The sequence below is a fragment of the Aeromonas sp. S41-2 genome, from assembly GCF_027705845.1.
GTDB lineage: Bacteria > Pseudomonadota > Gammaproteobacteria > Enterobacterales > Aeromonadaceae > Aeromonas > Aeromonas hydrophila.
Map to the genome: position 1 here is coordinate 108,691 of NZ_JAPDCG010000010.1, position 22,664 is coordinate 131,354.

General features: G+C 61.1%; 25 protein-coding genes. 12 read left to right on the plus strand and 13 right to left on the minus strand.

Translation table 11 applies throughout. The features are described 5' to 3' along the window. The first annotated feature begins 1 nt into the window (after position 1). The 4 genes from OKC44_RS19035 to OKC44_RS19050 all read left to right on the plus strand — a co-directional run bounded on the left by OKC44_RS19035 (position 2) and on the right by OKC44_RS19050 (position 4,989). Complete coding sequence (locus OKC44_RS19035) at positions 2-1,141, plus strand: amidohydrolase/deacetylase family metallohydrolase (RefSeq protein ID WP_270814578.1); 1,140 nt, start codon at positions 2-4, stop codon at positions 1,139-1,141. Further along, positions 1,125-2,240 (plus strand): DgaE family pyridoxal phosphate-dependent ammonia lyase, encoded by a 1,116-nt coding sequence (locus OKC44_RS19040; protein ID WP_113994833.1) that lies wholly within the window; start codon positions 1,125-1,127, stop codon positions 2,238-2,240. Before OKC44_RS19035 ends, OKC44_RS19040 begins: the two co-directional genes overlap by 17 nt. After that, on the plus strand, positions 2,240-2,980 hold the full coding sequence (gene dagF, locus OKC44_RS19045; protein WP_270814579.1) for a 2-dehydro-3-deoxy-phosphogluconate aldolase: 741 nt from the start codon (positions 2,240-2,242) through the stop codon (positions 2,978-2,980). Before OKC44_RS19040 ends, dagF begins: the two co-directional genes overlap by 1 nt. 104 nt (positions 2,981-3,084) lie before the next feature. Continuing rightward, positions 3,085-4,989: a BglG family transcription antiterminator gene (locus tag OKC44_RS19050; RefSeq protein ID WP_270814580.1), complete on the plus strand. Its 1,905-nt coding sequence runs from the start codon at positions 3,085-3,087 to the stop codon at positions 4,987-4,989. A 15-nt stretch (positions 4,990-5,004) separates the two neighbouring features. On the opposite strand, the gene npr is transcribed toward OKC44_RS19050, so the two are convergent. The 10 genes from npr to OKC44_RS19100 form a co-directional block, all read right to left on the minus strand. Continuing rightward, positions 5,005-5,277, minus strand: coding sequence for a PTS phosphocarrier protein NPr (npr, locus tag OKC44_RS19055; RefSeq protein WP_005305943.1), 273 nt, complete (start codon positions 5,275-5,277; stop codon positions 5,005-5,007). 20 nt (positions 5,278-5,297) lie between these two features. Continuing rightward, complete coding sequence (rapZ, locus tag OKC44_RS19060) at positions 5,298-6,164, minus strand: RNase adapter RapZ (RefSeq protein ID WP_011707611.1); 867 nt, start codon at positions 6,162-6,164, stop codon at positions 5,298-5,300. A 42-nt stretch (positions 6,165-6,206) separates the two neighbouring features. Next, on the minus strand, positions 6,207-6,653 hold the full coding sequence (ptsN, locus tag OKC44_RS19065) for a PTS IIA-like nitrogen regulatory protein PtsN (RefSeq protein ID WP_005305951.1): 447 nt from the start codon (positions 6,651-6,653) through the stop codon (positions 6,207-6,209). A 2-nt stretch (positions 6,654-6,655) separates the two neighbouring features. Then, positions 6,656-6,943 (minus strand): ribosome hibernation promoting factor, encoded by a 288-nt coding sequence (gene hpf, locus OKC44_RS19070; RefSeq protein ID WP_005305957.1) that lies wholly within the window; start codon positions 6,941-6,943, stop codon positions 6,656-6,658. Between the two features lie 21 nt (positions 6,944-6,964). Then, the gene (locus OKC44_RS19075) at positions 6,965-8,404 is read right to left on the minus strand and encodes an RNA polymerase factor sigma-54 (protein WP_011707612.1); all 1,440 of its coding nucleotides are present in this window, start codon (positions 8,402-8,404) and stop codon (positions 6,965-6,967) included. 65 nt (positions 8,405-8,469) lie between these two features. Then, positions 8,470-9,195, minus strand: a complete 726-nt coding sequence (gene lptB / locus OKC44_RS19080; RefSeq protein ID WP_011707613.1) for an LPS export ABC transporter ATP-binding protein — start codon at positions 9,193-9,195, stop codon at positions 8,470-8,472. 3 nt (positions 9,196-9,198) lie between these two features. Continuing rightward, a complete protein-coding gene (gene lptA / locus OKC44_RS19085) occupies positions 9,199-9,726 on the minus strand; it encodes a lipopolysaccharide transport periplasmic protein LptA (protein WP_016352198.1) in 528 nt (175 codons plus the stop codon). After that, a complete protein-coding gene (lptC, locus tag OKC44_RS19090) occupies positions 9,713-10,273 on the minus strand; it encodes an LPS export ABC transporter periplasmic protein LptC (protein WP_011707615.1) in 561 nt (186 codons plus the stop codon). The genes lptA and lptC overlap by 14 nt, the downstream gene beginning before the upstream one ends. Further along, positions 10,270-10,824 (minus strand): 3-deoxy-manno-octulosonate-8-phosphatase KdsC, encoded by a 555-nt coding sequence (gene kdsC / locus OKC44_RS19095; protein WP_254202010.1) that lies wholly within the window; start codon positions 10,822-10,824, stop codon positions 10,270-10,272. Before kdsC ends, lptC begins: the two co-directional genes overlap by 4 nt. After that, positions 10,824-11,819 carry a KpsF/GutQ family sugar-phosphate isomerase gene (locus tag OKC44_RS19100; protein WP_017409369.1) on the minus strand — a complete coding sequence of 332 codons (996 nt, stop codon included), beginning with the start codon at positions 11,817-11,819 and terminating at the stop codon, positions 10,824-10,826. Before OKC44_RS19100 ends, kdsC begins: the two co-directional genes overlap by 1 nt. Before the next feature lie 207 nt (positions 11,820-12,026). On the opposite strand from OKC44_RS19100, the gene mlaF reads away from it, so the two are divergent. Genes mlaF through murA form a run of 7 tightly spaced genes read left to right on the plus strand, consistent with a single transcriptional unit; the run spans position 12,027 to position 16,547 of the window. Continuing rightward, positions 12,027-12,827: a phospholipid ABC transporter ATP-binding protein MlaF gene (gene mlaF / locus OKC44_RS19105; protein WP_011707618.1), complete on the plus strand. Its 801-nt coding sequence runs from the start codon at positions 12,027-12,029 to the stop codon at positions 12,825-12,827. After that, entirely contained in the window at positions 12,827-13,606 is a 780-nt protein-coding gene (mlaE, locus tag OKC44_RS19110) for a lipid asymmetry maintenance ABC transporter permease subunit MlaE (protein ID WP_011707619.1), read from the plus strand. Before mlaF ends, mlaE begins: the two co-directional genes overlap by 1 nt. Positions 13,607-13,613: 7 nt before the next feature. Next, positions 13,614-14,105 (plus strand): outer membrane lipid asymmetry maintenance protein MlaD, encoded by a 492-nt coding sequence (gene mlaD / locus OKC44_RS19115; protein ID WP_011707620.1) that lies wholly within the window; start codon positions 13,614-13,616, stop codon positions 14,103-14,105. 9 nt (positions 14,106-14,114) lie between these two features. Then, positions 14,115-14,747: a phospholipid-binding protein MlaC gene (mlaC, locus tag OKC44_RS19120; protein WP_017409367.1), complete on the plus strand. Its 633-nt coding sequence runs from the start codon at positions 14,115-14,117 to the stop codon at positions 14,745-14,747. After that, positions 14,744-15,016 (plus strand): STAS domain-containing protein, encoded by a 273-nt coding sequence (locus OKC44_RS19125; protein ID WP_139390771.1) that lies wholly within the window; start codon positions 14,744-14,746, stop codon positions 15,014-15,016. Before mlaC ends, OKC44_RS19125 begins: the two co-directional genes overlap by 4 nt. Continuing rightward, complete coding sequence (gene ibaG / locus OKC44_RS19130; RefSeq protein WP_005306001.1) at positions 15,016-15,273, plus strand: BolA family iron metabolism protein IbaG; 258 nt, start codon at positions 15,016-15,018, stop codon at positions 15,271-15,273. The genes OKC44_RS19125 and ibaG overlap by 1 nt, the downstream gene beginning before the upstream one ends. Positions 15,274-15,290: 17 nt before the next feature. Further along, complete coding sequence (murA, locus tag OKC44_RS19135) at positions 15,291-16,547, plus strand: UDP-N-acetylglucosamine 1-carboxyvinyltransferase (protein ID WP_011707623.1); 1,257 nt, start codon at positions 15,291-15,293, stop codon at positions 16,545-16,547. A gap of 85 nt (positions 16,548-16,632) precedes the next feature. On the opposite strand, the gene pmbA is transcribed toward murA, so the two are convergent. Beyond that, complete coding sequence (gene pmbA / locus OKC44_RS19140) at positions 16,633-17,976, minus strand: metalloprotease PmbA (protein WP_201975759.1); 1,344 nt, start codon at positions 17,974-17,976, stop codon at positions 16,633-16,635. Between the two features lie 113 nt (positions 17,977-18,089). Between pmbA and yjgA the strand changes: the two genes are divergently transcribed. Beyond that, a complete protein-coding gene (yjgA, locus tag OKC44_RS19145) occupies positions 18,090-18,614 on the plus strand; it encodes a ribosome biogenesis factor YjgA (RefSeq protein ID WP_010635921.1) in 525 nt (174 codons plus the stop codon). An 85-nt stretch (positions 18,615-18,699) separates the two neighbouring features. Here yjgA and OKC44_RS19150 read toward each other — a convergent pair whose 3' ends face one another. Next, positions 18,700-21,783, minus strand: coding sequence for a transglycosylase domain-containing protein (locus OKC44_RS19150; protein ID WP_011707626.1), 3,084 nt, complete (start codon positions 21,781-21,783; stop codon positions 18,700-18,702). 216 nt (positions 21,784-21,999) lie between these two features. After that, the gene (gene tmaR / locus OKC44_RS19155; protein WP_270814584.1) at positions 22,000-22,317 is read right to left on the minus strand and encodes a PTS system regulator TmaR; all 318 of its coding nucleotides are present in this window, start codon (positions 22,315-22,317) and stop codon (positions 22,000-22,002) included. Positions 22,318-22,664 lie beyond the last annotated feature (347 nt).

Consider the following 22,664-nt stretch of genomic DNA (forward strand, 5'->3'; position numbering starts at 1 on the left):
CATGTACGACATGATCATCAGAGCGGGGCGCCAGGGAGATGGCCAGCTCATCGATATCGCCATCCAGCAGGGCAGGATAGCCGCCATCGGCACTCTGCCGGAGACGGCAGCGGCGCGGCAGATCCTGGATCTCGGCGGCCGGGTGCATGTGAGCGCCGGCTGGATCGACGGCCACACCCACTGCTACCCCGCCTCCCCCATCTATCACGATGAGCCGGACAAGGTGGGCGTGGAGTCCGGTGTCACCACCGTCATCGATGCCGGCAGCACCGGGGCCGACGACGTGGATGACTTCCAGCGTCTCGCCGCCGGCTGCAAGACCCGGGTGCACGCCCTGCTCAACATCTCCCGCATCGGCCTGCTGCGCCAGAACGAGCTGGCCGACAGCCGGGACCTCGACATGGATCTCGCCTCGGCGGCCATTGCTCGCCACCCCGGCTTCATCGTCGGCATCAAGGCGCGGATGAGCGGCAGCGTGGTAGGTGAGAACGGCCTGCAGCCGCTGCGCATGGCCAAGGCGCTGCAACAGGCCCACGGCCGGCTGCCGCTGATGGTACACGTGGGCAACACGCCGCCGGATCTGGACGAGATCGTCGCCCTGTTGGGGGATGGCGATCTGCTGACCCACTGCTTCAACGGCAAGCCCAACCGCATCCTGACCCCGGCCGGCGAACTGCGCCAGGCGGTGCGCGAGGCGATGCAGCGGGGCCTCTTGCTCGACATCGGTCACGGCGGCGCCAGCTTCAGCTTCGAGGTGGCGGAGCTGGCTATCCGGCAGGGGATCCTGCCCCGCACCATCAGCTCCGACATCTACTGCAAGAACCGCATCAAGGGGCCGGTCTACAGCCTGGCCCACGTGATGTCGAAGTTTCTCGCCATCGGCATGACCCTGGAGCAGGTGCTCGCCTGTGTCACCCACCATGCCGCCGATGCCCTGCGCCTGCCCGGCAAGGGGCGACTCGAGGTGGGCGCCGCTGCCGATCTGACCCTGTTCGAGGTGAGCAGCGGCCCAACCCTCTTTACCGATACCGAAGCCGGCGCCCGCAATGGCGATCGGCAGTTGCTGCCCCTCGCCGCCCTGGTTGGTGGCGAACTGGTTCTGACTCACTATGGGAAATCACACCATGCCTTCTGTGTATGAGAAATATCAGCTCAAACCGGTGATCAACGCCTCCGGGCGCATGACCATTCTCGGCGTCTCCACCCCCGAGCAGGAGGTGATCGATGCAGTCAACTTCGGCCTCGGCCACTACTTCGAGGTGAAGGATCTGGTCAACAAGACCGGCGCCTATCTGGCGGGCTTGCTGGACGTGGAAGATGCGGTGGTGGTCTCTTGCGCCAGCGCCGGCATCGCCCAGTCGGTGGCCGCCGTGATAGTGCGCGGCGACCCCTACCGCCTCGAGCAGTTGCACGCCCATGCCCACCATGTGCCGAGCGAAATCGTGCTGCCCAAGGGGCACAACGTCAACTTCGGCGCCCCGGTCGGTACCATGGTCAACCTGGGGGGCGGCAAGGTGGTGGAGGCCGGCTACGCCAACGAGTGCTCTGCTGCCCAGCTGGCCGCCGCCATCAATGCCAGCACAGCTGCCATCCTCTACATCAAGTCCCACCACTGCGTGCAGAAGAGCATTCTGTCGGTGGCAGAGGCAGCCGAGGTGGCCAAGGCCCACGGGCTCCCGCTCATCGTCGATGCCGCGGCCGAGGAAGATCTGCGTCTCTACTACAACCTGGGGGCGGATCTGGTCATCTACAGCGGCGCCAAGGCCATCGAAGGGCCCACCAGCGGGCTGGTACTCGGCAAGCGCCAGTATGTGGAGTGGGTCAAGCAGCAGGCCAACGGCATCGGCCGTGCCATGAAGGTGGGCAAGGAGGGGATCCTCGGCCTCACCCACGCCATTGAGCGCTACCTGCTCAAAGAGAAGGAGAGCGGCGCCGCCATGGTCGCCAAGATGACCCCCTTCATCGAGCGCCTCAACCAGTTGCCCGGCGTCGAGGCCCGGGTGGTGTGGGACAGCGCGGGGCGCGATATTGCCCGCACCGACATCGCCTTCGACCACCAGCAGATCGGCATGACCACAGTGCAGGTCGTCGCCCGTCTGCAGCAGGGCACACCTGCCATCTACTGCCGTGGCTACAAGGCCAACGAGGGGCATATCGAGATAGACGTGCGCAGCGTCACCGTGCCCCAGCTCGACCAAATCCACTCCGCCATTGCCCACCTCGTTCAGGAGAACAACTGATGTCTTTGACTCCCAATTACTACCGCGATCGGGTCTGCCTCAACGTGCTGGCTGGCTCCCGACAGAATGCCGTCGACATTTATGAGGCCGCCGAGGGCCACGTGCTGGTCGGTGTGCTCTCCAAGAACTACCCGGATGTGCCCTCCGCCGTCGCTGACATGCAGGCCTACGCCAAGCTTATCGACAACGCCCTCTCCATCGGGCTGGGAGCCGGCGATCCGCGCCAGTCTGCCATGGTGGCCGAGCTGGCTCGCCAGCTGCAGCCCCAGCACGTCAACCAGGTGTTCACCGGGGTCGGCGCCAGCCGGGCACTGCTCGGCCAGTCTGACACCCTCGTCAATGGCCTTGTTTCTCCCACCGGTACCCCGGGGATGGTGAAGATCTCCACCGGCCCCCTGAGTAGCCAGCAGCCCGACGGCATCGCTCCCATCGACACCGCCATCGCCCTGCTCAAGGACATGGGCGGCAGCTCGGTCAAGTTCTTCCCCATGGGCGGGCTCACCTGCCGCGCCGAGTATCAGGCGGTGGCCGAGGCCTGTGCTCGCCACGGCTTCTGGCTGGAGCCCACCGGCGGCATCGATCTGGACAACTTCGAGGAGATAGTGCGGATTGCACTGGATGCCGGGGTCGAGAAGGTGATCCCCCACATCTACAGCTCCATCATCGACAGCGCGAGCGGTCAGACTCGTCCCGAAGACGTGCGTACCCTGCTGGCCACGGTGAAGCGGCTGCTGGCCTGACGGCCTTCAGGCACCGGTCCGATCACTGACCGGTGCCTGGCTTGTTAATGACCCGCTTGTTAACATCGATTGTTCATTCCGCGACAGGAGTCCGTTCCCCCCTCATGATCAAGCTGCCCCACCCCAGACTCCATCAACTGCTCACCCTGCTCCACGCCGAGCCGCTACCGCAGGAGGAGCTGGCCCGCCGCCTCAGTGTCTCCACCCGCACCGTGCGCACCGACGTGGCGACCCTGAACGAGCTCATCGCCACCCGGGGCGCCCACCTGATCCACCAGCGCGGCAGCGGCTATCAGCTCAAGATCTACAATCAGGAGCTGTTCGCGGCGCTGCTGGCGGCCCAGGAACAGGAGAGCGGACTGCCTCGTACCAGCCGCGAGCGAGTGCTGCACCTGCAGATCCTGCTGCTGACGGCGGAGCAGGGGATCAAACTCGACGAGCTGGCGGACACCTGGTATCTGAGCCGGGCGGCACTGCAGGGGGACATGGCGGAAGTACGGGAGCGGCTCGCCCACTTCGGACTCGCCATCGACAGCAAACCCAGGCAGGGGATGCGGATCCAGGGGGGCGAGACGGCCATCCGCGCCTGCCTCACTCAACTGCTCTATCAGGAGCTGCTGCACAGCAACCCGCTGCAGAGCCTGCTGCCCAACCTCTGTCCCAGCAAGACGCTGGAGGTAGTGGGCAATCACATCCACGAGCAGCTCGGCCGTCATCAGCTGCGCCTGGCCGATGAGAGCCTGCAGCAGCTCGCCATCTACTGCGCCGTCGCCCTGCTGCGCCAGGCGGCCGGCCACGAGCTGCGCCAATTCACCAGCGAAGATCTCACGGCGCCGCTGTTGGCGGTTGCCCGCGACATCTATGGCGAGCTGCCGACCCTGACCCCACCGGGGGAGGAGGAGATAGCCTGCCTCGCCATCCAGATCCAGGCCCGCCTCACCGCCGATGCCCCCCAGCTCAGCCCGGCCATGGCGGCCGAGAGTGAGCAGCTGGTGGAACATCTGCTGGCCTACATCCACCAGCACTACCCCTATGACCTGCGCGGTGATCTGCAACTGCGGGCCGACCTGCAGACCCATATCAGCGCCATGCTGCTGCGGGTCAAATATCAAATTGGCAGCCACAATCCACTGGCAGACCACATCAAGCAGTACTACCCCCTCGCCTACGACATCACGCTGGCGGCCATCTCGGAGTGGATCAGGCAGACCCCTTACAGGCTGACCCACCACGAGATAGGCTATCTGGTGATCCACATCGGTGTCGGACTGGAACGTCACTACGACATCGGTTACACCCGCCGCCCTCAGGCGCTGCTGCTATGCGATGCGGGCAACGCCACCTTCCGGGTGCTGGAGGCCCGCATCAAGCGGGAGTATCCCCAGTTGCAGCTGACCATGCTGGAGTCGGTGCGGGATTACGAAGGGCTGGCGCGGATCGAGCAGGATTTCGTCATCAGCACCGTCAAGGCCGGCGAGAAGAACGTGCCCGTGGTGCAGGTCGCCCCCTTCCCGACCCAGTACCAGCTGGAGCAGCTCGGCAAGCTGGTGCTGGTCGATCGCACCCGCCCCTACCTGCTCGACAAGTACTTCGATGCCGACCACTTCATGGTGGTCACCGAACCGCTCAGCCAGGCGGCGCTGTTTGATCGCATCTGCAGCCAGCTGGAGGCTGAGGATCTGGTGGAAAGCGGCTTTCGGGGATCGTTGCAGGAGCGGGAGCGGATCGTCTCCACCATGCTGGGGGACGGCATCGCCCTGCCCCACTCCCTCGGCCTGCTGGCGCGCCGCACTCTGGTCTATACCGTGCTGGCCCCGCAGGGGATCGACTGGGGCAACGGCGAGAGCGCCACCCTCGTCTTCGTGCTGGCCATCGCCAAGGCCGACTACGAAGAGGCGATGGGGCTCTACGACCTGTTCCTGGCGCTGATGAACGAAAAAGCCAGCAGGAGTCTGCTGGCTTGTCGGGATTTTGCCGCCTTCAAGACGCTGGCACGCAGCGCACCTTGAGCATGCCGAGGCGCGTTACTCCTCGTTGAAGCCCGAGGTGAACAGCGCCACCACGGCGGCCAGGGCCTCCACTTCCTCGGGCCCCTCCACCTGGACTTCCACCTGCTTGCCTTGGGCGGAGTCCAGCATCAACAGGCCGATCACGCTGTCCGCGTCGGCCTCCACTCCCTCTTCGTTGCGCAGCAACACGTGGGCATCGAACCCCTGCACCAGCTCGAACAGCATCATGGCCGGTCTGGCATGCATGCCCAGTTTGTTTTTCACTTCCACCGAGGCTGAGACGGTCATCTGATCTTCCTATTGGTCCATCAAAATTGCGGTGCACTCTTGTCGAGGGTGCGGTGGCGGATCTGGACGTTCTTGCCCAGCAGGCGGAAGGCGCCGGCCAGTTGCTCGGCAATGAACACCGATCTGTGCTGGCCACCGGTACAACCGATGCCGACCGTCACATAGCTGCGATTGTTGCGCTCCAGATGGGGCAACCAGGTCGCCAGCATGTTCTCGATCTGCAGGATGAACTGCATCACGTCGGGCTGGCTGGAGAGATAGCGGGCCACCGGCTCATCCTTGCCGGTGAAGGGTTTGAGCTCGGGGATCCAGTGCGGATTGGGCAGGAAGCGGGCGTCGAACACGAAGTCGGCATCCTTGGGAATGCCGTACTTGAAGCCGAACGACTCGAACACCAGCACCAGCTCGTTCTCCTTCTTGCCGAGCACCCGGGTCTTGATGAGCTCGCTCAGGTCGTGAATGCTGAGGTTGGTGGTATCGATTCGCAGGTCAGCCGTCGAGGAGAGCGGCGCCAGCAGGTGGGTCTCTTCCCGAATCGCCTCGTCCAGCGACAACTGATTGCGTGACAAGGGGTGCAGCCGGCGGCTCTCGCCGTAGCGCTTGAGCAGGGTGGAGTTTTCCGCATCGAAGAAGAAGCTCGAGAACTCCACCCGCCCCTCGTTGCGAACCTGGGCCAGCAGGGTTTCCAGCTTGTCCGGGCTCGCCGGCAGGTTGCGCACGTCGATGCTGACCGCCAGCTTGTCATACTGGCTCTCGACCGAGACGATCAGCTGGGGCAGCAGGTTGACCGGCAGGTTATCCACGCAGTAATAACCGAGATCCTCCAGCACACGCAGGGCAACTGTCTTGCCCGAGCCGGAGCGCCCACTCACCACTATTAATTGCATCTTGTTCCCTCACCGCTTGGCGTCATTGCAAGGGCCTGCATCTCAGGCCGATGTCATGATCTGATAGAGTTCTTCGTCGCTGGTTGCCTGGCGCAACTGGCGGCATACCGCCTTGTCGCCCAGTTTGGATGCCATCAGGGAAAGGGTCTTGAGGTGCTGCTTGCACTCGCTTTCCGGCACCAGCAGGGCGAACAGCAGGTCAACCGGTTGATTGTCGATGGAATCGAAGGGGATCGGCTCTGCGAAGGTCATCAGGATGGCGGTCGGCGGAAACTCGTCGCCGATCCGGCCGTGGGGAATGGCGATACCGGCACCGATCCCGGTACTGCCCATTTTTTCTCGCGCCAGCAGGCACTCGAAGAGCACCTGACGAGAGGTCCCCAGACGCTCAGCGGCTAACTCGCTGATGATCTCCAGGGCGCGTTTCTTGCTGGTACAAGGGACCGCACTTTTGGTGCAGTCCCGACTCAGTATGTGTTCAAGTTGCATGGTTATTTTTGATTTAACTTATCTTTGTGCTTGATGATCTGCCGATCCAGCTTGTCCAGCAGGGTATCAATCGCAGCGTACATGTCGGCATGCTGCGAATTGGCGAACACCTCACCCCCGCTGACATGCAGCTTGGCTTCGGCGATCTGGTTCAGTTTTTCTACGCTCAACACCACATGAACATTGTTGATGTGGTCAAAGTGACGCTCGAGTTTGGCAAATTTGTTGTTCACATAATCACGCAGAGCTTCGGTGATCTCGACATGGTGTCCGGTCAGGTTAATTTGCATAACGTCTTCCTTTTGTTTTGCCTAAACCAGGCGTTTGCGCTGATTGGATGGCGGGATCAACAAGGATTCACGGTACTTTGCGATCGTGCGTCTCGCCACCATAATACCCTGTTCGGCCAGCAAATCCGCGATCTTGCTATCACTTAGCGGCTTGGCGGGATTCTCCGCCGTCACCAGCTTCTTGATGAGCGCGCGAATTGCGGTCGATGAGCACTCTCCTCCTCCCTCCGTGTTGACATGACTGGAGAAAAAAAACTTCAGTTCGAAGATGCCGCGCGGCGTATGCATGTACTTCTGGGTCGTGACCCGCGAGATGGTCGACTCATGCATCTCCACCGCTTCGGCGATGTCGTTGAGCACCATGGGTTTCATGGCCTCTTCACCGTATTCGAAAAAGCCCTGCTGCTGCTCGACGATACAGCTGGCCACCTTGAGCAGGGTGTCGTTGCGGCTCTCCAGGCTCTTGATGAACCACTTGGCTTCCTGCAGGTGGGAACGGATGAACTGGGTATCCTGGCTGGTGCGCGCCTGACGGGCCATGGCGGCATAGGTCTCGTTGACCCGGATGCGCGGGGCCGAGTCCGGATTGAGCTCGACCACCCACTTGTTGCCCTTCTTGACCACGGAAACATCCGGGATCACGTACTGGGATTCGCTCTGGATGACGCCGTTGCCGGGTCTCGGCTCCAGCTGCTGGATCAAGTCCAGCACCTCCTTGAGGTCGCTCTCCTTGAGCCGGGTCTTGCGCGCCAGGGTGCGGTAGTCGCGATTGCCGAGCAAATCCATGTGCTCGAGGATCACCTCCTTGGCCTCGTTCAGCCAGGGCAGGTCCGGGGAGTATTGACCGAGCTGGATCAGCAGACACTCCTGCACCGAGCGGGCGGCGATGCCGACCGGATCGAAGTGCTGCACCCGCTTGAGCACCGCCTCCACTTCATCGAGCTCCACCTCGACATCCTCGCTGCTTACCGCAGTCTGGATATCTTCCAGCGACACCGTCAGGTAACCGGATTCGTCGATGGCATCGATGATGGCGAGGGCAATGGCGGCATCCACGTCGCTGAACGGCGTCAGGCGCATCTGCCACAACAGATAATCCTGCAGGTTTTCGGTGGTTTCGCCCTGATAGATGCTGTCTTCACCGTCGTGGATGGGGCCCGCGCTCTGGGCCGTGCCGGCCGAGTAGACCTCTTCCCAGGTGGTATCTACCGGCAGTTCGTCCGGCATGTTGTCCTGAGACATGGCATCGCTGGAGTCAAGTTGGCTGGCATCGACCGGCTCTTCCGGGCTGGTCTCCTGCACATCATTTTCCTCTTGCTCCAGCAAGGGGTTGTTGTCGAGCGCTTGCTGAATTTCCTGCTGGAGTTCCAGAGTGGAGAGCTGGAGCAGACGAATCGCTTGTTGTAATTGCGGCGTCATGGTCAGGGACTGGCCGAGACGCAACTGTAATGTCGGCTTCATCTACGTCGGGATATCCTTATGTTCAGCGAGGCAGTCGTCACAGGAAATGAAGAGATGCCCCCTTACTATAGACTGAATTGATCGCCCAAATAGACGCGCTTGACCTGTTCATCGGCCAGTATGTCGGCCGGTGCACCTTCGGCAATCATCTTGCCGTGGCTGACGATATAGGCCTTCTCACATACGTCCAGAGTCTCTCTGACGTTGTGGTCGGTGATCAAGACGCCCAGGCCTCTATCTTTGAGATGCTGGATGATCTTCTTGATGTCTATCACAGAAATGGGGTCGACCCCGGCAAAGGGTTCATCCAGCAGGATAAAACGCGGCTCGGCAGCCAGTGCCCGGGCGATCTCGACCCGGCGCCGCTCCCCGCCCGACAGGCTCTGCCCCAGGCTGTCACGGATATGGGTGATGTTGAACTCTTCCAGCAGTTGCTGGACCTTGTCCTCCCGCTCTTCGCGACTCAGCCCCTTGCGGGTCTGCATGACCCCCATCAGGTTGTCGAACACCGACAGGCGACGGAAGATGGAGGCCTCCTGCGGCAGATAGCCGATACCGTTGCGGGCACGGATATGCATGGGCTGCAGGCTGATGTCCTGATCATCGATGGTGATAAGGCCGGCATCGCTCTGCACCAGCCCCACGATCATGTAGAAGGAGGTGGTCTTGCCGGCGCCGTTCGGACCTAACAGCCCGACGATCTGGCCGGTACCCACTTCCAGGCTCACATCGCTCACTACCATGCGGCGCTTGTAACTTTTTTGCAGGCCGGCTGCTTTCAACACTGCCATGGTTTATTTTCCCTGCTTCTTCTGATCGGCCGGCTTGTCGAAATTCTCTACCTGATCCGGCAGGAACACCGTCTTGACCCGCTGGTTCGGGGTCTTGCTCTCGGCAATCATCTTCTGTTTGACGATGTCGTAACGGATCAGGTCGCCATTGACCTGACTGTCTTCCTGCTTGAGCTGACCGTTGCCGGTGATGGTCACCAGACGGTTCTTCAGCTCATAACGGATGCTGTTGCCATGGGCATTGACCGGCTTGCCGTTGTCCAGGATCTGGAAGAAGGTGGCAGGTTTGCCATAAGCCGTCATCACCTCGGCACCCTTCTCACCGGAGCGAATCACCACCACCTTGTCCGCCTTGATCTTGATGGTGCCCTGAGTGATGGTCACATCCTGCTCGAAGGTGATGCGGTTATCCTGCATCTCGGCCACCTGCTTGACCGCATCCACATAGACCTTCTCGGCAAAGTCGGACTCTTTGGCGCTTACGGTGCCGCACAGCAGCAGGGCCGCGAGGGCCAGATTAGCGTTTTTCATTGAAATAGATGGCATGGCCCTGATCCAGTAATTCAAAATATTTGCGTTCCAGATGACCCTTCAGGCCAACGCCCTCGGTCTGGAAATCCTTACCCACTATGCTGACCTGCTGATTGCTTCTCACGTTCTGGGTCACCAGATCCAGCTCCAGATAGGGGGTATCCAGCGTGGAGATGAAAGAGGTGGGCAGCAAGCCGTCCAGATGCACCTTGTCCCGCAGGATCACGTTGTCATCGGTGTTGAGCACGCCGGTATCGGCAGTGACCTTCCACTCGGCCTCGCCCTGCTTGTCGAACATGTAGACCACAGGCTTGTCAAAGGTGGCCTGCTCGAGGATCTGGTAGTACTCCGCGTAGCGGGACTCCAGCCGCTCGGTGCGACGCCCCTCGACATCGAAGCGGGTCGTCACCAGATTCTTGGCGGTAAAGTCCGGCTGATAATTCTCCACCTTGGTGGTCGGCTCCGGCGCCAGTTCGATGTCGCCGAGCTGCCAGGCGGCCAGCGCAACCAGGAACAGCAGGGCGAACAACAGGGTCTGTCTGCTCATACCGAGGCCTCTGGCTGATAGTCACCCAGCCCCTGGGCCTGCAAAATGAGATCGCACACCTCGCGCACCGCGCCCACACCGCCGGCCAGCCGGGTCACCATGTCGGCCCGCGCCAGCACCAGCGGATGGGCATCGGCTACGGCGATGCCGAGACCACAGGCCTGCATCACCGGCAGATCGATGGTGTCATCGCCGATGTAGGCCGCCTGCTCGGGGGTCAGTGCCAGTTTGGCCAGCAGTACCTCGAAGTGGGGCAGCTTCTGATCCGCTCCCTGTACCAGGTGCTGCACCCCCAAGCTCTTCATCCGATCGCTGACGATGCGGGAGTTGCGCCCGGTGATGATGGCAATCTCGATCCCGGCGTTGAGCAGCGCGCGCATGCCAGCACCGTCGCGGGTACAGAAGGTCTTCAGCTCTTCGCCGTCATTTCCCATGTAGATGAGGCCGTTGGAGAGCACCCCGTCCACATCGCACACCAGCAGGCGGATCTGCGCCGCCTTCTCAAACTGGCTGCGCGTCACCGGACCATAGAGGGTCGGTACGTTTTGCATCAAATTACTCCGGCTTTCAGCAGGTCATGCATGTTGAAGGCACCCAGCGGGCGCTTGTCGCCATCCACAACCAGTAATCCGTTGATCTTTCTGGTTTCCATCAGTTTGACGGCCTCGGCTGCCATCATCTCCGGTCCCACGGTAACACAGTTGACCGTCATCACGCGGCTGATCGGGGTGTGGTGGATATCCACCTGCAGGTCCAGAATGCGGCGCAAGTCGCCGTCGGTGAACAGGCCGGCCAGACGGCCATCGGCATCGGCCACGGCCGTCATGCCGAGCCCCTTGCGGCTCACTTCCAGCAGTGCTTGGCTGATGGTGGCATCTATCCCCACCTGGGGCAACAGCTCACCGCTGTGCATCAGATCGCCGACCCGCAGCAGCAGTCGCTTGCCAAGGGAACCGCCTGGATGAGAGAGGGCAAAATCGTCGGCGGTAAAGCCGCGGGCTTCCAGCAGGGCCACCGCCAGTGCATCACCCATCACCAGGGTCGCGGTGGTACTGGATGTGGGTGCCAGCCCCAGCGGGCAGGCTTCTTTCTCTACCTTGATGCACAGGTGCACGTTGGCTTCTTTCGCCATGGTGGAGGCCGGGTTGCCGGTCATGCAGATGAGCGGGATGCCGCGGCGCTTGAGCACCGGCAACAGGGCCAGGATCTCGTCGCTCTCGCCGGAGTTGGAGATGGCGATGATGAGATCACCGCCGGAAATCATCCCCAGATCGCCGTGGCTGGCTTCACCCGGATGGAGGAAGAAGGCGGGAGTGCCGGTGCTGGCCAGGGTGGCCGCAATCTTGCTTCCGACATGACCTGACTTGCCCATGCCGGTGACCACTATCTTGCCACTGCAGCGCAGTATCATCTCGCAGGCCTGATCGAAGGCATCGTTCAGGTACTGGTAGAGTCCATCAATCGCTTGTTTCTCGATGTCCAGCACGGTACGAGCGCTGCGACGAAAATCGAACAGTTCAGACACTTTTTCAGACTTTACAGACATAAAGGCACAGCTCCGGGCTGAAATTTGCTGCGGGATTATAAAAAAGTCTGTCGAGATAAGCGAATCGGATACTTCCCGACCTGAAAAGAGAGACAATTGGTTACAAAAAACTGTCGCGCGTCTGGACAGGCAGGCTGTTCAATAGTTGTTCCTTGCTGTTGCTTAGACCTAGACTAGCCCATAAAATTCGCTCTTCATTTACACCGGATGGACAATTGTTTGAACGATGACCTGATCACCATCTCCGACCTGACCTTCAGTCACGGAGATCGGCTGTTATACGACGGGATAAACCTGACCATTCCCCGTGGCAAGGTCACTGCGGTCATGGGCCCCAGCGGCATCGGCAAGACCACCTTGCTGCGGTTGATCGGCGGCCAGCTCAAGCCCGAATCCGGTCATATCCTGTTTGACGGGGAAGATATCCCCACTCTCTCCCGCTCGCGCCTGTACGAGGTGCGCAAGCGGATGAGCATGCTGTTCCAGAGCGGCGCCCTGTTTACCGGTATGACGGTGTACGACAACGTGGCCTTCCCGCTGCGTGAGCACTCCGGCCTGCCCGAGGAGCTGATCCACACCATCGTCATGATGAAGCTGCAGGCGGTGGGCCTGCGCGGCGCGGCAAGACTGATGCCGTCCGAGCTCTCCGGCGGCATGGCCCGGCGCGCGGCGCTGGCCCGTTCCATCGCGCTGGATCCGGACCTCATCATGTATGACGAGCCGTTCGTCGGCCAGGATCCCATCACCATGGCGGTGCTGGTGAAGCTCATCAAGGATATGAACGATGCCCTCGGTATCACCTCCGTCATCGTCACCCACGACGTGAAAGAGGTGCTGAGCATTGCCGACTACGCCTATATCATCGCCAACCGCAAGGTGGTGGCGCACGGCACGCCGGCCCAGCTGCGCGAGGAGCACAATCCCGAGGTCGAGCAGTTCCTGAAAGGATTGCCCGACGGTCCTGTTCCGTTTCATTTTCCGGCAGGCGACCTGCTACAGGATCTCTGATGTTGACAAGCCAGGTAAGCAAACTGGGGCGAAGCGGGGTGCGATTCATCAGCGCCATCGGCCGCGCCACCATCATGTTGTTTCACGCGTTGGCGGGCAAACCCGCGCCGCGCAAGCACTTCCCGCTGCTGGTGCAGCAGTTGTATGTGGTCGGGGTGCAGTCGGTCGCCATCATTCTGGTGTCGGGCCTGTTCATCGGCATGGTGCTCTCGTTGCAGGGTTACAACGTACTGAAGGACTTCGGTGCCGAGCAGAGTCTGGGGCCGCTGGTCTCCCTCTCCCTGCTGCGGGAGCTGGGCCCCGTGGTGACCGCGCTGCTGTTTGCCGGCCGCGCCGGCTCGGCCCTCACCGCCGAGATCGGCCTGATGAAGGCCACCGAACAGCTCTCCAGTCTGGAGATGATGGCAGTGGATCCGTTGCGCCGGGTCGTCGCGCCGCGCTTCTGGGCCGGGGTCATCAGCATGCCGCTGCTGGCCTTCATGTTCAGCCTGATCGGCATCTTCGGCGGCAAGCTGGTCGGTGTGGACTGGCTGGGGGTGGATGAAGGCAGCTTCTGGTCCGCCATGCAGGCCTCCGTCGACTGGCAGGATGACATCATGCAGGGCGCCATCAAGAGCCTGATCTTTGCTCTGGTGGTTACCTGGATTGCGCTATTTAACGGTTATGATGCCAAGCCGACCTCGGCCGGGATCAGTCAGGCCACGACCCGTACCGTGGTCCACTCCTCCCTGGCCGTGCTCGGCCTGGATTTTATACTCACCGCAGTCATGTTTGGATAAGGTAAAGATGAAGTTCAGCAAAGTAGAATTCCTGGTTGGCGCTTTCATGCTGGCCGGCATCGGTGCCATTCTGGCGTTGGCACTGCAAGTGGCAGGTTTGAGTTTCAAACCGGAAGGAGAAACCTATACCCTGCGCGCCCATTTCGATAATATCGGCGGCCTGAAAGTACGCTCACCGGTCAAGGTGGGCGGCGTGGTGGTCGGTCGGGTCAGCGACATCACTCTGGACGCCAAGAGCCAGGTGCCAATCGTCTCTCTGCAGATGCAAAAGAGCGCCGGTGAGTTCTCCGAGACCAGTACCCTCTCCATCCTGACTTCGGGGCTGCTCGGCGAGCAGTACATAGGCCTGATGCCCGGCTTTACCGATGAGGAGATGGGCACCAGCATGCTCAAGGATGGCGACATGATTGAAGACACCAAATCCGCCATTGTGCTGGAAGACCTGATTGGCAAGTTCCTCTACAGCCAGTCTTCCGACACCAAATCAGACAGCAAGTAAGGAGTAACCATGTTCAAGAAGATCGCCCTGCTGCTGGGCCTGATGACCAGCATGCTGTTTTCCCTGACCGCGCAAGCCACCGATGCCACCGACCCCTATGCCCTGGTGGATCAGGCGGCCAAGCAGACCTTCGCCCGCCTGAAGGCCGATCAGGCCCAGGTGAAGAGCAATCCGGATCACCTGCGGGTGATCATCCGCGAAGAGCTGCTGCCCTACGTGGACAACCGCTTCGCCGCCTACAAGGTGCTCGGCAACCAGATCAAGCAGACCACCCCGGCCCAGCGTGACGCCTTCGTCGAGGTGTTCACCGAGTACATGGTGAGCTCCTACGCCGACGCCCTGGCCCATTTCGACAAGCAGACCGTCAAGGTCGAGCCGGGCAAGGCCGCCGGTGACAGCAACATCACCGCAGTCAACGTCAGCGTGAAAGAGGCCGGCAAGCCGGACATCTTCCTCGAGTTCAAGCTGCGCAAGAACAACAAGACCGGTGAATGGAAAGCCTTCGACATGGTCGCCGAAGGGATCAGCCTGCTCTCTGCCAAGCAGAACGAGCTGGGTGGCCTCATCCGCCAGAACGGCATCGATGCGGTGATCGCCCAGCTGCGCGCCCACAATGCCAAGCCGCTGGTGCTCAAGTCATGAGACTGAGCGGCGAGCTGCAGGCGGCCCAGGTCGTTGAGTTATGGCAACAGCGAGCCGACTGGTGGCAGGAAGACCAGATCGAGCTTAGCGACGTCACCACCCTGGATTCGGCAGGGCTTGCCCTGCTGGTCAAATGGGCCAAAGCCGCTCTGGCACGAGGCGCCACTCCGCAACTGGTGGGCGCCTCCACTGATTTTTATACCCTGGCCAACCTGTACGGGGTGGCCGGATTGTTTCAGTCAACCCCGCTCACAACTGAGGACGCATAATGCAAGTCTCTGAAATTGAAGCGATACTCCTTGAGGCTCTGCCATTGTCCGAAGTCCATGTCAAAGGGGACGGCAGTCACTACCAAGTGATCGCCGTCGGCGACATGTTTGACGGCATGAGCCGGGTCAAGAAGCAACAGGCCATCTATGCCCCGCTGATGGACAAGATCGCCAGCAACGCCATTCACGCACTCTCCATCAAGGCTTTTACCGATGCCGAGTGGAAACGCGAACGTAAATTCCTACTGCCCTCCTGATTTGGTATCAAACGTAAATGGACAAATTCAAGATCGATGGTCGTTGTACTCTCAACGGCGAAGTGACCATCTCTGGCGCCAAGAACGCCGCTCTGCCGATCCTGTTCGCCACCCTGCTGTGTGATGAGGAGATCCACCTCTCCAACGTGCCGCGCCTGAAAGACGTGGGCACCACCATCAAGCTGCTGGAGATGCTGGGCGCCACCACCAAGGTGAACGGCAACGTCACCGTGCTGACCGGCGCGGTGAACAACCATGTCGCCCCCTACGAGCTGGTGAAAACCATGCGCGCCTCCATCCTGGCACTGGGCCCGCTGGCCGCCCGCTTTGGCGCGGCTGACGTCTCCCTGCCCGGTGGCTGCGCCATCGGTGCCCGTCCGGTCAATCTGCACGTGCACGGCCTGGAGCTGATGGGTGCCAAGATTGCCATCGAGGATGGTTACATCAAGGCCCGTGTCGACGGCCGCCTGAAGGGTGCCCACATCCTGATGGACATGGTCTCCGTCACCGGTACCGAGAACCTGATGATGGCCGCCACCCTGGCTGACGGCCGCACCGTGATCGAGAACGCCGCGCGCGAGCCGGAAGTGGTCGATCTGGCCAACTTCCTCAATGCCCTGGGCGCCAAGATCCAGGGTGCGGGCACCGACACCCTGACCATCGACGGTGTCGAGCGTCTGCATGGCGGCAGCTACAGCGTCCAGCCAGACCGTATCGAAACCGGTACCTTCCTGGTGGGCGCAGCGGTCACCGGCGGCAAGATCACCTGCCGCAAGACCGATCCGACCCTGCTGGAAGCGGTACTGGTCAAGCTGGAAGAGGCTGGCGCCCTGATTGAGAAGGGTGAAGACTGGATCACCCTCGACATGACCGGTCGTACCCTCAAGCCGGTCACCATCAAGACCGCCCCCTACCCGGCCTTCCCGACCGACATGCAGGCCCAGTTCACCGTGCTGAACGCGGTGGCCAAGGGCACCGGCATGGTCACCGAGACCATCTTCGAGAACCGCTTCATGCACGTACCCGAGCTGGTACGGATGGGCGCCGACATCGAACTGCAGGGCAATGTGGCCATCTGCCGCGACACCCAGCAGCTCAAGGGTGCCCAGGTGATGGCGACCGACCTGCGCGCCTCCGCCAGTCTGGTGCTGGCCGGCTTCGTCGCCGAAGGCTCCACCATCGTCGATCGCATCTACCACATCGACCGTGGCTACGAAGACATCGAGCACAAGCTGCAAGGCCTTGGCGGCCGCATCGAGCGCATCAAGGGCTGATTGCCGTCCCTGAGCACGCCGATACAAAAAGGCCCCTCGCACTGCGAGGGGCCTTTTTCATGGCTGCAATCCGCTGATGCCGGGATCAGTGGCCGGCCAGCTTCATGCTCTCGACCAGCACCGAGCCGGTCTTGAGGCTGGAGCGCTCATCTTCGTCGCTGCCCACCGCCACGATATGGCTGAACATCTCGGCCAGATTGCCGGCGATGGTGATCTCCTCGACCGGGTAGGCTATCTCGCCGTTCTCCACCCAGAAACCGGCAGCGCCGCGGGAGTAGTCGCCATTGACGATGTTGACCCCCTGCCCCATCAGTTCGGTCACCAGCAGGCCGGTGCCCATCTCCTTGAGCATGCCATTGAAATCTTGACCGGTGCTGGAGACCTGCCAGTTGTGGATACCGCCGGCGTGGCCCGTGGTGGTGAGCCCCAGCTTGCGGGCGGAGTAGGAGGTAAGCAGCCAACTCATCAGCTCGCCATTACGCACTATGTCCATGTCGCGGGTCAGCACGCCTTCGCCATCGAACGGGGTACTGGCGAGCCCCCCCAGCAGGTGGGGAAACTCCTGGATGGTGAGCCACTCAGGCAGGATCTGCTTGCCCAGCTTGTCCAGCAGAAAGCTCGACTTGCGGTAGAGATTGCCACCGCTGATGGCCATCACCAGATGACCCCACAGACCGGCCGCCGTATCGGGATGGAACAGCACGGGAGCGTGGCGAGTGCTGATCTTGCGGGCTCCCAGGCGAGAGAGGGTGCGCTCCACCGCCTCGTCGGCGATCCGCTGCGGGCTCCAGAGCCCGTCCAGGGTACGACTGGAGGAGTAGCCGTAATCGCGCTGCATGTCGCCGTCCTGCTCGCCGATCAGCACGCAGCTCAGAGAGTTGCGCGATGCCGCGTAGCCTTTGACGAAGCCATGGCTGTTGCCATACACCTTGATGCCGAGGTGACTGGAGAAACCGGCACCGTCGGAGTGCTTGATGCGGGCATCGCGGCCCAGCGCCAGTCGTTCACACTCGATGGCCAGTTCGATGCCTCGCAGCGGATCCAGCTCGATCGGATGACACAGTTGCAGATCCGGGGCGTCCCAGGCCAGCAGCTCGGCATCAGCCAGACCGGCGCAAGCATCCGGCGAGGTGTGGCGGGCAATCTCCATGGCCGCTTCGACGGCGGCACGAATGGCCGACGGGCTCAGATCCGTGGTGGAGGAGGAACCTTTGCAGCCATCGCGATAGACGGCGATGCCGAGCGCTCCGTCCTTGTTGAATTCGATGCTTTCCAGTTCACAACCCCGGGTGTTCACCGACAACCCGGTCTGCTTGCTGATGGAGACTTCGGCAAGCCCGGCGCCCAGTCCCTTGGCAATCTCCAGGGCTTCGGCAACTACGGCTTCAAGATGGGCTTGATCCTGGCGGATTTGGTCTTGCTGATCCATAACTCACATCTGTATGAAGGAAGGAAAGGGGCTAAGCATATCAGACCCCTGCGCCCAGCGGGAGAAGCTGGTAACATATCCACCAAACGTGAATGACAGGAATCAAGAGACCGATGAGTCAATATCAAGACGACAACGAGTGGGAAGACTGGGGCCCCAGCAAAAGCCAGCTCAAGCGCGATGCCGAAGCCTTGCAGAAGATGGGGGAAGAGATCGTCTCCCTCAGCCACAGCGAGCTGGAGAAGATCCCGCTGGATGAAGAGCTGGCCGAAGCGGTCGAGCTGGGCCGCAAGCTCAAGCCGAAGAAAGACGAGTCTTTCCGTCGCCACCTGCAGTTCATCGGCCGGCTGATGCGCAGCCGCGATGTGGAGCCCATCGTCGAGGCGCTCTCCATCATCAAGAATCGCCATTCCACCGTGAATGCCCGCCTGCACCGGCTTGAGCAGTGGCGTGAGCGACTGATCAATGAAGGCGACAGCGCCCTCAACGAGCTGATGTCCCAGTTCCACGAACTGGACCGCCAGAAGCTGCGCCAGCTGATCCGCACCGCCAACAAGGAGCGGGAGCTGAACAAGCCGCCGGTGGCCTATCGCGAGATGTACCAGTATCTACGCGGCGAGATCGAAGATCTGCTGTAAGTGATGACTCACCTTCGCCGACCGGCGATGAGCAGTACAAATAAAACGGGGCCGATATGGCCCCGTTTTCGTGTCGCTGCAGCTGTCAGCTGCCCGCCATGCACTGGGTATGAGTGCCTGGCTGCAGATACGGCATCAGCAGCGGGGCCATCCCCTTGAGCACCTGCACCGGCAGGGCCGAGGTGAAGCGGAACTTGTCGGACTGGCTGCCCGGCACATAGGCCGTCAGGGTGCCGAAGTGATCCTCTCCCAGATAGAAGACGAAGGTGGCGGTCCGGTTGCGAGCCAGCGAGCTGGTCACGTTGCCGTAGCGGCCGACCGTTTCAATCCGGTTGTCGCCCGTCCCCGTCTTTCCCCCCATCTGCAGCACGGTACCGTCCGGCAGGGCGAAGGCACCGGCAATGCGTCTGGCCGTGCCACCTTCCACCACCTTCGACAGCGCGTTGCGCAGCGCGGTGGCCACCTCGACCGGCAGCACCCGGGTCCCCTCGGTCTGCGCCGGTTGGAACTCGGTTTCGAACGGCGTGCCCTTGGCAAACGACAAATGCTCGATGCGCAGGGTCGGCGCACGAATGCCGCCGTTCTGGATGATCCCCATCAGCTCGGCCAGCGCAGCAGGGCGGTCGCCCGAGCTGCCCAGGGCCGTTGCCAGCGACGGCACCAGATGATCGAACGGGTAGCCCAGTCTGGCCCAGCGTTGATGGATATCGAGGAAGGCCTCGACCTCCAGCATGGTGCGGATCCGGCTGTCGCGGGCGCTGCGGTGGCGGGTCTTGAACAGCCAGCTGTAGACCTCCTGCCGCTCGTCCCGGCTCGCCTCGACGGCATCGGCGAAGGTCGCCTTGTCAAACTCCTTGAGATAGGAGAGCAGCCACAGCTCCAGCGGGTGCACCCGGGCGATATAGCCTTGATCCGGCAGTGAATACTTGCCGGGACCATAGCTGGTATAGAGCTGCTCGATACGACGATCGCTCAGCTTCTCCCGCGGCAGGCGCTTCGCCAAGAAGGCAGCGAACGTCTCCTGCGACGCATCCGGCATCAGGTAGCGGTGTACGGCTGCCAGGCGCACGGCGCTGGGCTTGAGACCATCCAGGAAGGTATCGAGCTGTTCATCCGCAGTCTTGCCACGGTACTTGCGCCAGAAGCGCAGCAGATAGGTCTGCCCCTCTTTATCCGCAAACTTGGCCAGATACTCGGTACGGCGTGGATCCTTGTCATCCTTGAGCAGCTGGGCACGGTTGCCCTCCCGATACAGGCTGTAGCGCACTATATCGCGCATCAGCCGCACGAAGGGCAGGTTGATGGACTCGCGCAGCGCGTCGCGAATGGCCGGGATGCGGCCATTGTCCTCACGTCGGAAGTTGTTGAAGGTGTGCATGCCGCCGCCGGTGAAGAATCCCTCGTTCGGGCTGGCGGAGTATTTGCGATCGAGCGCCGCCTCCAGCATGGGTGGCAGACTCTTGTCCTTGGCGGTCATCAGGTAGGAGACGGCCCAGCGGCTGATGTTGTCCTGCTCCGATACCTCTATCTTGCGCAGGCTCTCAGCCGACATGTCCGCGTAGTTGTCATGCAGCTCGGAGACGATCTCCAGATAGGTGGTCAGCACCCGCAGCTTGGCGGTTGACCCCAACTCCAGCTTGCTGCCCTCGTTGATGTCGAACGGCTGATCCGTGTTGTCGGTCTGCACCCGCACCTTGAAGCCCTGCGGGGATTTTTCGAACAGCGTGAAGCTGTACTTCACGTCTCCGGTCTTCTCCGGCGAGAGCAGGCGCTCACCAAACAGCCCGACCTGGGCTGCAAACGTCGGATCGGCCAGCTGCTGCAGGTAGCGAGAGACCTCGTTTTGCAGCGGCATGTTGAGGCTGGTATCGGCCGTCAGATCGAGCCGGTCCAGATCGTAGAGCTGCACCCCGAGCTGACGGCTGAGACGGGTACGAGCAACTTGCAGGCCCTTGTTGTTGTTGACCTTGGTCACCGCCGGAGACTGCAGGAAATCACGGAACGAGATCTTGGCCTTCAGCGCGGCCTCCATCAGCGGCGGCGTGATCATCCCCTCCTGTACGAACAGCCGCAGATAGCTATCGGTCAGGGTCGCCAGTGCATCACGCCCCTGCGCCAGATAGTAGGAGGGTCGGCGATGGGCAATCATCAGCGAGACCACCTGGCGCAGCGCCAAGCCCTGCTCCGCCAACGAGGCATCTTGGTTGCGCGCAGGATCCAGCAGCCGGTTTACCTCGTCCACATTGGCGCCAAACCATACCCAGAGACCATCCCCCAGGCCGTGCACCTCCCCATAGCCAGGCGCTGCAGAGAGCGGTACCGAGTTGAGATAGGCCCAGGCAACCAGCTTGCGCGCCTCCAGCGTCTTGGGCCCCAACCGGTAGGCCCGCACACTGGCGGAGGCCATCTGGCGGATCTTCTCGGTGGGTGACAGTGTCAAGCCATCCGGCGAATGGCGATACTTCTCGACCTGAGTCGCCAGCGTACTGCCGCCGGCCGATTGATCCTGCATATCGAGCGCCTTGCCGACCTGCGACATGGCCGCCTTGGCAAAACGGGGCCAATCCACGGCCGGGTTGGCCAGCGGCTGCTCATTGCTGAGCAGGTCGCGGTTCTCGATGAACAGGAGCGACTGGATCACCAGCGGCGGGATGGAAGCGAAATCCGGGTAATAGTGGGTCGGATACTTGAATTGATAGAAGGGTTCAGCCCGGCAGTCGTGTAGAGTCAGGCCGGCTTGCACCTTCTCGGTATAAGGCACGAAAAAGCCGCGACTGGCGTAGTCATACAAGGCGTCGGAGAAATGTACCTGCTCGCTGACCTGATAACCCCGTTGCAGCAAGCGCTCCTGCATCATGGGCAGCAGCACATAGCCGAGCCGCTTGTCGAAGGGACCGTCTTCGGGGAAGGCAATCTGCTTGCTAGGGCCCGGTTCGACCTGATAGGTCAGCTTGGCCGCATAGCGGGAGATCTCCTGCGATTGCAGGCGGGAGGTCTGCATCTCATAACCGACCAGAGCAATCACCGCAGCCAGGCACAGCAAAAAGAAAAAGCAGAACAACCAGCGCCACCAGGAACGACGCTTGCGCTTGTACTTGCCGTCCGCGCTTGGGACAGATGAATCCTGAGATGCCACTTTGTTCAAATCCGTCTGTTCTGATGCGCCCATATCAGCCCCACCATGGTTGCGCAATTTATTGTGTTTCACTCAAGCTTAGTCGTTTCAAGTCAATGGCTTGAAAACTATTGACCGCTTTGTAGTGATGGTAACAGGGCGATCATAAAAAGGGGAGCCGATTGTTGCAGCGCAGTGAGAGATCCGAGCTGATGACAGAAAGCAAAACACCGGCCTATGGCCGGTGTTTTGAGATGACAGTGAGCAGGCTTATTTGCTGGAACTCATCGCCTTGAGCTTGGTGCTCAGCTCTTTACGCTCTTTGGACAGCTCGGCATTCTTGATGATGTAGTCGTCCACACGCTCTTCATAATCAGCCCGCATGTTGGCGATGATGGCTTGCACCTCATCGATGCTCATACCCGGTTTGATGTAATCGCTCAGGTTGTCGAGCAGCAGCACCCGCTTCTGGTTGTCACGGACCTTCTTCTCGTTGTCCGCAATTTCACGCTTGAGTTTGTTCTGACGACGGGACATACGCACATATTCCAGTACATCGCTGAAGGTGGACTTGTTTACTTGTTCCATATCGATACCACTGACGTAAGGTTGATAAAAGCAGGCCAAGTTGCATCCGTACTAAAGAAACCAGCATGAGAGAGTACGGGCCAACCCAAGATGCCTTTACTCTACCGAGTTATGAGGCAGATACAACCCTAATTGCAGGGCTGACGCCGGGTTTCGGCACGAGAGAGCCGAGTGAACAACAGGGTGGAAAGCAGTGCAGGCTCTCCATCCAAAAACGCATATCAGGGGTGAGATAAGACGAATTTCAGGCAATAAAAAACCCCACTCAGATGAGCGGGGTTTCTCGTGTTGGGTGCCTGGCAGTGTCCTACTCTCGCATGGCGAATGCCACACTACCATCGGCGCTA